This is a genomic window from Marinimicrobium sp. (genome assembly GCF_002695945.1).
Lineage (GTDB): Bacteria > Pseudomonadota > Gammaproteobacteria > Pseudomonadales > Cellvibrionaceae > Marinimicrobium > Marinimicrobium koreense.
Map to the genome: position 1 here is coordinate 1 of NZ_NZQP01000026.1, position 12,678 is coordinate 12,678.

A 12,678-nucleotide genomic window follows, 5' to 3' on the forward strand; every position below is an offset into this window, starting at 1 on the left:
AACAACAGATCGGGCCTTATACCGCCCGAAAATAGCCGGAAATTCCGATTTTTCGAGTACACATCAAATTGCGCTGCGATTAATCAGAGTTTCCTTAAGCAATAACCGGAGTGCAGACTCCCATTTAGCAACAACCCTCCTGCTCTGGTCGTCAATCAGGTTTTTACCGTTCGTTTGCAGATCTGTACCACCCATGTGACGGAGGTGCATGATCGTTCCATTGTCGTCTAAGCTTGCCTCTTTAAGCAGGGTCTTAGCTTCTTCTGATAGCTCAGGAATCCGAGAATCCGGAGATAGAGAAATCGGACCTACCAACTCTGCGCCATCTATAGAAGTAAACATTTGATGCTCATTCAGCTTCAACTGCAGGTGCCGATAGAAATTTTCCTTGAATTGAGAGTGGCTGTCATACACCTCGTAAAGCCCTCGATCTTTACAGGAAGCTTTAAACCTCTTCAATTCTTGGTATTGCTTGTCATCAACACTATCAAGTCGCGCTGGCTGATCTGAGAAGTACAACATTGCAGGCTTGCCAGATGATATGTGCCGCTCTATTTCCTCCACAGTTCCGCTAGCATAGTCTTCGGTTTGCGTGCCGATGCGAGTCCAGAATACGCCAACTAGAAGGTCACCTTTATCAAGAATCTGGTCATTAATTATTGATTGAGGTGTATTTCCCATTTCTGGAGAAGAGTGCGACTCCCAGCCAGTCGGGAGCATAACTATCCCGCGAGCCGCAGAATGCACAGCATTCCATTCTGCAATAACCTCGCGAACGATAGATCGTTCTGAAGCAACATCCCCCGGTGACGCGATCATCACGTTAAACACGGTGGTTTTATAGCTCATACCGACTCCATCTATTTAAAACATAGCAGCGTATTCAACGTCGAAGCGACGCAATTAATCACGTTACATCGACGTGTTTAAATGCGTCGATGTAACGTATATCCCCGGAAAATGTTAAGACTTCTGCTCTTAACATTGGTAATCCGCTGGTTGTTCTGTTTCTTTCCTGAGTCTGGTCTGGGTGTTCAACAAGGTGTGCGTAATCCATAGCCGTAATTTTCCTGTTACCTATCCTCTGCCTGTATCGCGAGGGGCGTCCAATGCTGGGAGTACTGCGAGCGGGAGGCTCACTCGGGGAGGGCGCCACTGTTGTGGTTCATGTTCATGCTGGGGTGGCCCTCCCTGGCCGGTATTTCGGGGTTGGTTCTTGGAGCTGAACGGGATTTAATCCCAGCTCAACGCACCACCGGTCTGATACTCAATCACGCGCGTCTCAAAGAAGTTCTTCTCCTTACGCAGGTCCATGATCTCGCTCATCCAGGGGAAGGGGTTCTGGGCGCCGGGGTACTGCTCTTTCAGGCCGAGCTGCGCGAGGCGGCGGTTGGCGATGAAGTGCAGGTACTCTTCCATCATGCCGGCGTTCATGCCGAGTACGCCGCGGGGCATGGTGTCGCGGGCGTAGGCGATTTCCAGTTCGGTGCCTTCCAGGATCATCTGGGTAACTTCCTTCTGGAATTCCGGGGTCCAGAGGTGCGGGTTTTCCAGTTTGATCTGGTTGATGACGTCGATGCCGAAGTTCAGGTGCATGGACTCATCGCGCAGGATGTACTGGAACTGCTCGGCCACGCCGGTCATCTTGTTGCGGCGGCCCATGGACAGGATCTGGCTGAAGCCGCAGTAGAAGAAGATGCCTTCGGTGACGGCGTAGAAGGCCACCAGGTTGCGCAGCAGTTCCTGGTCGGCTTCCGGGGTGCCGGTGTTGAAGGTGGGGTCGCCCAGGGTCTGGGTGTGCTTGAGGCTCCAGGCGGCCTTGGCGGCCACGGAGGGCAGCTCGCGGTACATGTTGAACACTTCCGCTTCGTCCATGCCCAGGGATTCGATGCAGTACTGGTAGGCGTGGGTGTGAATGGCTTCTTCAAACGCCTGACGCAGGATGTACTGGCGGCACTCCGGGTTGGTGATCAGGCGGTAGATGGCCAGCACCAGGTTGTTGGCGACCAGGGAGTCGGCAGTGGAAAAGTAGCCCAGGCTGCGCATGATGATGCGACGCTCGTCGTCGGTCAGGCCGTCGCGGCTTTTCCACAGGGAAATGTCCGCGGTCATGTTCACTTCCTGGGGCATCCAGTGGTTGGCGCAGCCGTCCAGGTATTTCTGCCAAGCCCAGTCGTATTTGAAGGGTACGAGCTGGTTGAGGTCGGCGCGGCAGTTGATCATCATTTTGTCGTCAACTTCGATGCGCGAGGCGCCCATTTCGAGTTCTTCGAGGCCGGGGGCGACGTCGAGGTGTTCGAGGGATTCGCGAGCCTCGGCGACGGCGTCGGAGACGTTGCCGTTGCTCTGGGTGGCTTCGGCGGCGGCCGCGGCCTGGGCGGGGGCGCTGTCGTAGCTGGCGGCCGGTTCCTGGACCTTGGGCTCGGGTTCCGGGGCGCGCGCGGGTTGCGGGGCCGGTTTGGCTTTCTGCGGGGTTTCTTCGGCGGCGTCGAAATCGTCCCAACTTAGCATGGCGCTTTCCTCTGTTGTTTGGTTTTGCGTCACGGTTTGGTGGCGCGTTGAGTTTGGGTTACGGCGGATGCGGCCTTTGGCCTTATCCGCCCTACGCGGGGTTTGGGAGCGAGTATCGGTCGGTCCCAAACCCTGCGTCGGTCATTGCCGTTACTGGCAGGCTTCGCAGTCTGGGTCGTCCAGGGAGCAGGCCTTGGGTACTGGTGCGGCTTCGCCATTGGTGGCGGGGGCTGCTGCACTGGCACCTGCGGCGCTGGCGGCTGCTACGCCGCCGCCACTGGAGGACACGGCGTTGTGCGTGCCGGTGGTGATGGTGGATTTTTCGGTGGTGCTGGCGGCCAGGGCACGCAGGTAGTAGGTGGTTTTCAGGCCACGGAACCATGCCATGCGGTAGGTGATGTCCAGCTTTTTGCCGTTGGCGCCGGCGATGTAGAGGTTCAGGCTCTGGGCCTGGTCGATCCACTTCTGGCGGCGGCTGGCGGCGTCCACGATCCACTTGGGTTCCACTTCAAAGGCGGTGGCGTACAGCGCTTTCAGGTCGTCCGGTACACGGTCGATGGGCTGTACGGTGCCTTCGTAGTATTTCAGGTCGTTGACCATCACGTTGTCCCACAGGCCGCGCGCTTTCAGGTCGTGCACCAGGTAGGGGTTCACCACGGTGAATTCGCCGGACAGGTTCGATTTCACGTACAGGTTCTGATACGTGGGTTCGATGGACTGGCTCACGCCGGTGATGTTGGCGATGGTGGCGGTCGGGGCGATGGCCATGACGTTGGAGTTACGCATGCCGTTGGCCTTCACTTCCTCGCGCAGGCTGTCCCAGTCCAGGGTCTGGCTCAGGTCCATTTCGATGTACTTCTCGCCGCGCTCTTCGGCCAGCTTCTGGATGGAGTCGATGGGCATGATGCCCTGGCTCCACAGTGAGCCTTCGAAGGTGGCGTAGCGGCCGCGTTCTTTGGCCAGCTCGCAGGAGGCCTTGATCGCGTGGTAGCTGATCGCTTCCATGGACAGGTCGGCAAACTGCACCGCTTCGTCCGAGCCGTAGGCCAGGCGCTGACGGTACAGGGCGTCCTGGAAGCCCATCAGGCCCAGGCCGATCGGGCGGTGGCGCAGGTTGGAGTTGCGCGCGCTGTCCACGGAGTAGTAGTTGATGTCGATGACGTTATCGAGCATGCGAATGGCGGTTTTGACGGTTTTCGCCAGTTTGTCATGGTCGAGCTTGCCGTCGACGATGTGCTGGGCCAGGTTCACGGAACCCAGGTTGCACACGGCGATTTCTTCATTGGCCTTGGTGTTCAGGGTGATCTCGGTGCACAGGTTGGAGGAGTGCACCACACCGGCGTGCTGCTGCGGGCTGCGCAGGTTGCAGGCGTCCTTGAAGGTGATCCAGGGGTGACCGGTTTCAAACAGCATGCCCAGCATCTTGCGCCACAGGTCCAGCGCGCGTACTTTTTTGTACAGGCGCATCTCGCCGGTTTCGCACATGCGCTCGTATTCGTTGTAGCGCTCCTCGAAGGCTTTGCCGTACAGGTCGTGCAGGTCCGGTACGTCGTTCGGGGAGAAGAGGGTCCACTCGCCGTCGTCGAACACGCGCTTCATGAACAGGTCCGGTACCCAGTTGGCGGTGTTCATGTCGTGGGTGCGGCGACGGTCGTCACCGGTGTTTTTACGCAGCTCGACGAACTCTTCGATGTCCAGGTGCCAGGTTTCCAGGTAGGCACAGACGGCGCCTTTGCGCTTGCCGCCCTGGTTCACCGCCACGGCGGTGTCGTTGGCGACTTTCAGGAAGGGCACCACGCCCTGGGAACGGCCGTTGGTGCCTTTGATGTAGGCGCCCAGAGAGCGTACGGGAGTCCAGTCGTTACCCAGACCGCCGGCGAATTTGCTCAGCATGGCGTTGTCCTGAATCGCGCCGTAAATGCCGTGCAAGTCGTCCGGTACCGTGGTCAGGTAGCAGGAGGACAGCTGCGGGCGCAGGGTGCCGGCGTTGAACAGGGTCGGGGTGGAGCTCATGTAGTCGAAGGAGCTGAGCAGCTTGTAGAACTCGATGGCGCGCTCTTCGCGGTTGTCTTCTTCCACGGCCAGGCCCATGGCCACGCGCATGAAGAACACCTGGGGCAGCTCGATGCGCACATCGTTGCTGTGAATGAAATAGCGGTCATACAGGGTCTGCAGGCCCAGGTAGGTGAACTGCAGGTCGCGCTCGGCGATGATCGCCTTGCCCAGCTTTTCCAGGTCGAAGCTCAGCAGCTCCGGGGCCAGCAGCTCCAGCTCGACGCCTTTCTGAATATAGGCGGGCAGGGCCTGGGCGTAGTAGGTTTCCATTTCCGCCTGGGTGGCGAAGTCGGCCACACCCAGGAAGCTCAGCGCCTCGGCGCGCAGCTTGTCGAGCAGCAGGCGGGCGGTGGCGTAGGTGTAGTTGGGCTCTTTTTCCACCAGGGTGCGGGCGGTGATCACCAGGGAGGTGTTCACATCGCGCAGGCTCACGCCGTTATAGAGGTTGCGCATAGCCTCATCGAGAATGGCCTTTTCGCTCACGTCAGTCAGGCCGGCGCAGGCTTCACGCACGATGGTGCGCAGGCGCTGGGTGTCCAGCGGGGCTTTGCTGCCGTCGTCCAGGGTGACTTCGATGGTGGGGTATTCCGGGTCTTCGGCCTGGGTGTCGGCGCTGGCGGCCGGCTGCTTCTCGGCCCGCAGGCGGGCGTGCTCTTCGCGGTAGAGAACGTAGTCCCGGGCGATTTTGTGCTCGCCGGAGCGCATCAGCACCAGCTCGACCTGATCCTGCACCTCTTCAATATGAATGGTGCCGCCGGAGGGCATGCGCCGCTTGAAGGTGGCGGTGATCTGACCGGTCAGGTTTTCCACGGTCTCGCGCACCCGGCGCGAGGCGGCGGCGGTACCACCTTCCACGGCCAGGAAGGCCTTGGTCATGGCGACAGCGATTTTGCTGGGGTCGTAGGGGACCACGGTGCCGTTGCGCTTGATGACCCGAACCTGGCCAGGCGCGGTGGCCGAGAGGTTGGAGGCACTGCGCTGCTGCGATGAGCCTTCCGTGTGGGGCTGGGAGCCGGTGGTGGTGTTCTGTGAGTCGGTTTCTGTGTGCATGGACGTCTCCGCGAGCGATCTGAATTCCGTGACTGTAAGCGGTCACCCTGGGCAGGTGACGGGTGTTTGGTGAAACTGGATAACCCGGTACCGCGCACAGCGTGAAGCGTTGGGGCGGGGTATCGAAAAACCCTATATATAGGGGTACCGGGTGAATGCGCTACAAGATAATGCGCTTTGGGCGGGAATGCAAGCGGACAAAAACGGGGATGGCCTGTGGATAAAATGTGTGTAAATCGTCATGTCAGTGATCACTATCCTGCGGGCCGCGTCCTCAGGGAGGGGGACCCTGAAAGTGGTGTAAAGTTGGCCAATGTGGGCTGAATAGATTTTTTTATTCTACCGGCTTTGGCTGTTATCGCCAAAAATAACATAGCGGCCTTTTTGCGCTAGTGTGTCGCTCGCATTCCGGTACAATGGGGGTTGACCGTCCTGACCACCACGCGACATTAGGAGCGACATGTTCGCGGAATTAGCGGCCATTATGGCCCCGCTGTTTATCGGAACCGCTATCGGCTACGGCTGGGTGCGCTCCGGTGCCGACTACCCATCCGAGTTTGTCTCCCGCGCGGTGATGAACATCGCCACCCCCTGCCTGATTGTCTCGGTCATGGCGCGGGTCGAGGTGGAGCCGAGCATCATGGGCGGCGTGGCCTTGGCGGCGGCGGTGGTGATTCTGAGCATGGGCGTGATTGGTTACCTGCTGACCCGCTGGCTGAAGCTGCCGCCGGTCCACTATATTCCCTCTCTGATGTTCCCCAACAACGGCAACCTGGGTCTGCCGCTGTGCCTGTTCGCCTTTGGCGATACCGGGCTGGCCCTGGCGCTGGCCGCGTTTATGGTGATGACCCTCAGTACCTTTACCGTGGGCATCATGATGGTGTCCCGCGCCGAGGGGCTGGGCGCACGGCTCAAGGCACTGGGGCGCCAGCCGGTGCTCTACGCCATGGTGCTGGCGGTGGCGCTGTTGCTGACCGATACCACGCTGCCGCTGTGGCTGGCCAATACGGTGGACCTGATGGGGGGCTTTGCCATACCGCTGATGATTCTGACCCTNGGGGTTTCCCTCGCGCGCCTGAAACTGGTGGCCTGGCGGCTCAGTCTGGCCTTCAGTACCTTGCGGGTGTTGGGCGGTCTGGCGCTCGCCTATCTGGCCGCGCGGCTGATCGGGCTGGAGGGTGAGGCGCTCGGGGTCGCGGTGCTCCAGGGCGCCATGCCGGTCGCCATCTTCAATTACCTGCTGGCCCTGCGNTANGACCGGGCCCCTCAGGAAGTGGCCGCCATGGTACTGATGTCCACGCTGCTGGCGTTTGTGGTGCTACCGATTGTGCTGGTGTTTGTNNTGCCNCTGGCNGGNACNACCCNGGTCGCGCCATAAAGCACTTGAGCCCCTTGTCCGCAATCCAGTAGTCTTGCAGCCTTTCATCTATTGTTCANTCTCTATTCGATATCAGGAATTGTTCCATGGCCGGTGTGCGGGAAGTAGTACTTACCTTCAGTTGTCAGGATGCCCANGGCCTTGTGGCGGCGGTGGCCAGTCTGTTCGCCCANCGCGGCTTCAATATCCGCGAGTCCTCCCAGTTTGAGGATGTGACCCAGCGGCGCTTCTTTATGCGCACCGTGTTCGAGTGCCCCCAGGGCTATGAGCTGCCCGCGATCCGCGAGCTGTTCCNGCCGGTGGGCGANAAGTACGGNATGGACTGGGCGATTTACGATGTGGACTGCAAGCCCAAGGTGCTGATTGCGGTGTCCCAGTGGGGCCACTGCNTGAACAGCCTGCTCAANAACTGGAANAACGGCTCNCTGCCCATCGATATCGTCGGGGTGGTGTCCAACCATGANGTGATGCGGGACCTGACCGANTGGTACGAGCTGCCGTTCCACTACNTGCCGGTTACCCCCGATACCAANGCCGAGCAGGAAGCGCAGATCTGGTCCCTGATCGAGGNGCATGAGGTNGAGTGCCTGGTGCTGGCCCGCTACATGCAGATTCTCTCCGATGACCTGTGCCGCAAACTCAACGGCAANGCCATCAATATTCACCATTCCTTCCTGCCCGGNTTCAAGGGNGCCAAGCCTTACCACCAGGCCTACGAGCGCGGGGTCAAGCTGATCGGCGCCACCGCCCACTTCGTGACCGCCGANCTGGATGAAGGCCCGATCATCGAGCAGTCCGTCGAACGCGTCTCCCACGTGAACCTGCCCGAGGAAATGGCGGAAATCGGCCGGGACATCGANGCNGTGGTGCTCAANCGCGCGGTGCGCTGGCANGCCGAGCANCGGGTGNTGCTCAATGGCAGCAAGACGGTGGTTTTCGCACGGTAAAAATCAAAGGGGTCAGAGTCGTTTGATTCTTTGGATCAAACGACTCTGACCCCTTTGATTTTTACGGCAGGCTGTGNGCAATTCCCTGGTGGCANTCGATGCAGGTGCGNCCGGTGGCTTCTCGATACTCCAGCGAGTGACGGCGTACCGCCTGTCGGTTCTGNANCGTCTCGGCCATGGCATCGTAGCTGTGGCAGCTCCGGCATTCGCGTGAATCCGTTGCCCGCATGCGTGCCCANACGCGTTCGGCCATGGCNGGTTTGTGCGCGTTNAANTCCTCNTCGGTNTCAATNCGGCCCATAAAGTGCGAGGGTAGTTCGACCACGGTCGCTTTCATTTTNGCGGCCATCTTNGGGAANAAAGCNTNNGGCACATGGCAATCNGCACAGACGACCCTAACCCCGCTGCGGTTATTGTAATGGCTGCTGTTCTGGTACTCCGTAAACACGAACTGTTGCATGCTGTGGCAGGAAGTACAGAACTCCAGGGTGTTGGTGGCTTTGACGGTGGTGTCAAAACTGATCCAAAAACCGATGCCGATCACAAACGCCAGAAATCCTCCGGCGGGAATTCCGAACAGAAACCAGCGTCGGGGTCGGGCCCATAGCCAGCGGCCAAACCGTCTGCGTTTGCTCTGCTCGGTTGGCGGTGGAGGTTCGTCGNTATCGCTCATGGTGTGACTCCCCGCTATTGGCCCACACTGACGTAGTANTCGGCCAGTGCTTTGATGTCGTCATCCGNAAGNTTGGCCGTTGCGTCGGCCATTTTTTCTTCCTGCCAGCGNTNCCCCGCNCGAAAGCTTTCCAGNGTGCGAATCAGATAGGGCCGCCACTGGCCAGCGAGTATGCCAGCGTCGTCCANNGCCAGGCTGCCTCCNTCGGCGTGGCAGCGATCGCAACTGCGTTCATGGATGGCTTTTCCGATTTGCGCCAATTCGGTATCGAAAGACTGTTCGGCNCTTTGATGAGGTAGCGCGGAAAAGTAACCAGCGATTTTTGCTATGTCGTCATCGGACCAGTCGGCCGCCAGGGCNCAGTGGTCAGGTTTAGGGGGCGACTCCGCCCGTTGNCTGAACAATTCGCCCGCACAGGGNCGNCCTTTATCCCGAAACAGAAAGAGCTGGTTTTCCAGAAAGAANTNNGAGGCNCCGGCAATGATGGGAATATCACCATCCNGGCTTATACCCTTTTCGCCATGACAACTGGCNCAGGCTTCGGNTTCGGNAGGCGCTTCGGCCCACACTGAACTTACGCTTGCCCATAGCAGCGTCGCCAGCANCCAGAATACAANGCGGACGGGTTCGCGTAGGGCAGAATGTGATGTGTGCATGAAGACCTCCCATGAATGAATCCTTGGTCGTTCAGGACAGTGCGGGATAGTTAGGNGTGCTCTTTAACGAATAACACAAACCGGCGGGCGTCATCGGATATTTGCGGCGTTNTTTGCAGAATCGGATTNTGGGTTGATCTGTGTCAATAAACGGGAGGGGCAGAGGGTACATTGTGTAGGGATACGCGGTGCAGGGGTACGCGGTTTCAGTGAGCGCTGGTCAGCCTGTTGTTGAGTTTCACCAGGGTTCCATTNGGATCAACACGGGGGAAGGATCATGANTTCGGACCCATCTCGGCGCGCCCGCTTTTGGAGTGTGATGGTTGGCGCTTTGTTGCTGCTTGGTTTGCTCGGGTGTGACGGCGACTCCGGCCCGACGGGGACGGCTGGCGCTCCCGGGCCATCGGGGCCTCCGGGTGAACCCGGGCCACCGGGCGGTGGCGCGGGCCCAGTCCCCACGGCCCTGAAGGTTGATATTACCGAGGTCAGCATTGAGGACTCGGTCGTGGTCGACTTCCTGGTGCTTGACCAGGACGGCTATCCTTTTTCCTATCTGGAACAGCTCGACTTTACGGTTGCCAAACTGGTGCCGGGCACCGAGGGTAACAGCAGCGCCTGGCAAAGTTACATTAACCGCGAGGAAGTCCCGGGGGAGGGTCCCTGGCCCGGCACCGAGACGGTCATTCAGGCCACCACCGAAAGTAGCAGCGAGGGGGCGTTGGTCAGTAATGGTGATGGCAGCTACCACTATACCTTTGGCCTTGATCTCAATGCCGTGAGTGCGCCGCTGGTGGTCGAGTACGAGCCGGAGTTGACCCACCGGGTGGGCCTGCAGGTGGGCGGTAGTTTTCGGGGTGAATCCCTACCCGCGGCCAATGCGGTGTATACCTTTCAGCCCTCGACCGGTCTGACCCCGGAACAGGATATTGATCATCGTAAAATTGTTTCCCAGGAATCCTGCAGCAGCTGTCACGGGAATGACCTGGCACTGCACGGTGGCGGTCGGGTCGATGTCGATTACTGCGTGACCTGCCACAACCCGGGAAGCGTTGATGCCCAGAGTGGCCACTCCCTGGATTTTCGCGAGATGATTCATAAGATCCATATGGGGGAGCGGCTGCCCAGCGTTCAGAGTGGCGAAGACTACATTCTCTGGGGGTTTCGTAACTCGCCCAGCGATTTTTCCGATGTGGTTCATCCTCAGGATCCACGCAACTGCCTGACCTGTCATGATCCGGACGATGAGGCCACCCCACAGGCGCTCCAAATAGTCGAAAAACCCAGTATGGAAGCCTGCGGTTCCTGCCATGACGATATTGATTTTGTGGCGGGTGTGGGCCATCCGGCCACGAACAACAGTGAGTGCACCATCTGCCATAAGCCGGGCGGGTTTGCGGGGGATGTGCTGGCGAGCCATGCCATACCGGGGCAGGTAGCGGCGCAGCAGTTTCACTTTAACCTGCTGGAGGTGATTGCCACCGGCCAGAATGAAACCCCGACCGTGACCTTCTCGGTTACCGACCCCACCAACGATGACGCGCCCTACGATATTCTGGAAGATCCTCTGTTTGGCCCGGGTGCGAGTCTGTCGATCCGTATCGGCTGGGATACCCGGGATTATGTGCATGGACCGGCGGCAGGATTGTCGGTGGCCAATGTGAATCAGAATGCGACGGACAATAACGATGGTACTTTTACCATTTCGGCAACCGGCGCCTTGCCCGGAGATGCCACCGGTTCCGGTGTGGTGGGTATGGAAGGTCGGGCCGTTGATCCGGACGAGGGCTTCCAGATTCCGATTACCGGGGCGGTGAAGTACTTTGCCATTACCGACTCCGAACCGGTTCCGCGCCGTCAGGTGGTGGAAACGCAAAAGTGCCAGACGTGCCACAGTCGTAATGATGCGTTGGCCTTTCATGGCGGCCAGCGAACCGATGAAGTGCAGCTCTGTGCAATTTGCCACAACCCCAATACCACAGACCTGGCCCGACGCGCGGGGGATACCGTGGTTGAAGGTATTTCCATGCTGGATGGCTTACCCGAACAGTCGGTGCACTTCAAGTATATGATTCATGCCATTCACGGTTCTGAAGTTCGGGATGAGCCCTATGTGGCGTATGGCTTTGGCAATACGGGCTACGACTTCAGCGAGGTGCGCTACCCACGCAGCGCGGGTGATTGCCTGGCCTGCCACACGGACGATGGTTATCAGTTACCACTGCCGGCCACTGTGCTGGGCACCACTGTGCTGACCGAGGGGAATCCCGCCGACCCATCCGTGCACCTGAAAGTATCGGAGGCGAGCGCCGCCTGTGGCTCCTGCCACACGAATGACCTGGCGCAGACCCATATGATTCTCAACGGGGGTGTGTTCGATCAGACTCAGGAGGTGCTGGATGCCGCAGTGACCGAGACCTGTTCGGTGTGCCACGGCCCCGGCCAAATTGCCGATGTAGAACGTGTCCATGGTTTACGCTAAAGCAACGACTGCTCTGGTTGTCTTGGTGGCCCTGCTGACAGGCGGGGCCCTGGCCCAGACTGATGTTCATGAAGCGCTGCCGGCGTTTTCCGATCAGGGGGCGGATACCTGCCTGCGTTGTCATAGTGGCGACACTGTCGAGGGTATCTTCAGTACGCCCCATGCGGTGGCCAGCGATCCGGGAACGCCGTTTGCGCAACAGCAGTGCGAGAGCTGTCACGGCCCGGGAGGCGACCATGCGGGCAGGCTGCGTCCAGGGCAGGAGCGGCCCGCTCCTTTGGCGTTTGCTCATCAGGGACGCGCCAGCCGCGAACAGGAGGTGGCCATTTGCCTGAGCTGTCATCAGTCACAGGAGCGCAACCATTGGCAGGGCAGTGTGCACGAGCGTCAGGGGCTCACCTGCACGAGCTGTCACTCGGTACACTCACCGCACGACCCGGTCATGAACCGGCAGGAGCAGGCGGGTGTGTGTTTTGACTGTCACACCCGGGAGCGGGCGCAGAGCCTCCAGGCCTCGACCCACCCGATGCGTCAGGGGCAGATGGCCTGCACTGAATGTCATCAGCCGCACGGTACGCTGAACGACGCCATGCTGGTGCGTGGGACACTGAATGAAACCTGTTTAGAGTGTCATGCGGAAAAACGCGGGCCTTTTCTTTGGGAGCATGCGCCAGCGGCCGAAGATTGTGCCTCCTGCCATGTCCCTCACGGCTCCAATCACGACTCGCTGTTGCGCCGCCGGGCACCTTTGTTGTGTCAGGAGTGTCACTCGCGGGCCGGCCACCCCAGTATTGCCCAAACGGGGGAACGCTTGCCGGACGGTCGTCCGTCCGCCGCTTTGCTGGGCGGTAGCTGCACCAATTGCCATTCGCAGGTGCATGGCTCCAATCATCCCTCGGGCCGTAACCTGAGTCGTTAGCGGGAGGTTA

At 59.5% G+C, this 12,678-nt stretch carries 9 protein-coding genes; 4 read left to right on the top strand and 5 right to left on the bottom strand.

Annotation, left to right across the window (positions count from 1 at the left end):
• Positions 1-63 precede the first annotated feature (63 nt).
• The 3 genes from CMG77_RS06355 to CMG77_RS06365 all read right to left on the bottom strand — a co-directional run bounded on the left by CMG77_RS06355 (position 64) and on the right by CMG77_RS06365 (position 5,616).
• Positions 64-849, bottom strand: coding sequence for a DUF4062 domain-containing protein (locus CMG77_RS06355; RefSeq protein WP_286903805.1), 786 nt, complete (start codon positions 847-849; stop codon positions 64-66).
• A gap of 384 nt (positions 850-1,233) precedes the next feature.
• Positions 1,234-2,511 carry a ribonucleotide-diphosphate reductase subunit beta gene (locus tag CMG77_RS06360; protein ID WP_286875016.1) on the bottom strand — a complete coding sequence of 426 codons (1,278 nt, stop codon included), beginning with the start codon at positions 2,509-2,511 and terminating at the stop codon, positions 1,234-1,236.
• A 150-nt stretch (positions 2,512-2,661) separates the two neighbouring features.
• On the bottom strand, positions 2,662-5,616 hold the full coding sequence (locus CMG77_RS06365) for a ribonucleoside-diphosphate reductase subunit alpha (RefSeq protein ID WP_286806952.1): 2,955 nt from the start codon (positions 5,614-5,616) through the stop codon (positions 2,662-2,664).
• Positions 5,617-6,100: 484 nt separating this feature from the next.
• Here CMG77_RS06365 and CMG77_RS06370 point away from each other — a divergent pair, with 484 nt between their 5' ends.
• Complete coding sequence (locus tag CMG77_RS06370; RefSeq protein ID WP_502691769.1) at positions 6,101-6,994, top strand: AEC family transporter; 894 nt, start codon at positions 6,101-6,103, stop codon at positions 6,992-6,994.
• 86 nt (positions 6,995-7,080) lie between these two features.
• Positions 7,081-7,941: a formyltetrahydrofolate deformylase gene (locus CMG77_RS06375; RefSeq protein WP_286903807.1), complete on the top strand. Its 861-nt coding sequence runs from the start codon at positions 7,081-7,083 to the stop codon at positions 7,939-7,941.
• A 61-nt stretch (positions 7,942-8,002) separates the two neighbouring features.
• Here the strand turns inward: CMG77_RS06375 and CMG77_RS15815 are convergent, their stop codons facing one another.
• Both CMG77_RS15815 and CMG77_RS15820 read right to left on the bottom strand, forming a co-directional pair.
• Positions 8,003-8,614 (bottom strand): NapC/NirT family cytochrome c, encoded by a 612-nt coding sequence (locus CMG77_RS15815; protein WP_353743460.1) that lies wholly within the window; start codon positions 8,612-8,614, stop codon positions 8,003-8,005.
• Positions 8,615-8,628: 14 nt separating this feature from the next.
• Positions 8,629-9,270: a c-type cytochrome gene (locus CMG77_RS15820; protein ID WP_353743461.1), complete on the bottom strand. Its 642-nt coding sequence runs from the start codon at positions 9,268-9,270 to the stop codon at positions 8,629-8,631.
• Between the two features lie 319 nt (positions 9,271-9,589).
• Between CMG77_RS15820 and CMG77_RS06380 the strand changes: the two genes are divergently transcribed.
• Positions 9,590-11,749 carry an OmcA/MtrC family decaheme c-type cytochrome gene (locus CMG77_RS06380; RefSeq protein ID WP_414673703.1) on the top strand — a complete coding sequence of 720 codons (2,160 nt, stop codon included), beginning with the start codon at positions 9,590-9,592 and terminating at the stop codon, positions 11,747-11,749.
• A gap of 25 nt (positions 11,750-11,774) precedes the next feature.
• The gene (locus CMG77_RS06385) at positions 11,775-12,668 is read left to right on the top strand and encodes a DmsE family decaheme c-type cytochrome (RefSeq protein ID WP_286806958.1); all 894 of its coding nucleotides are present in this window, start codon (positions 11,775-11,777) and stop codon (positions 12,666-12,668) included.
• The last annotated feature ends 10 nt before the right edge of the window (positions 12,669-12,678 follow it).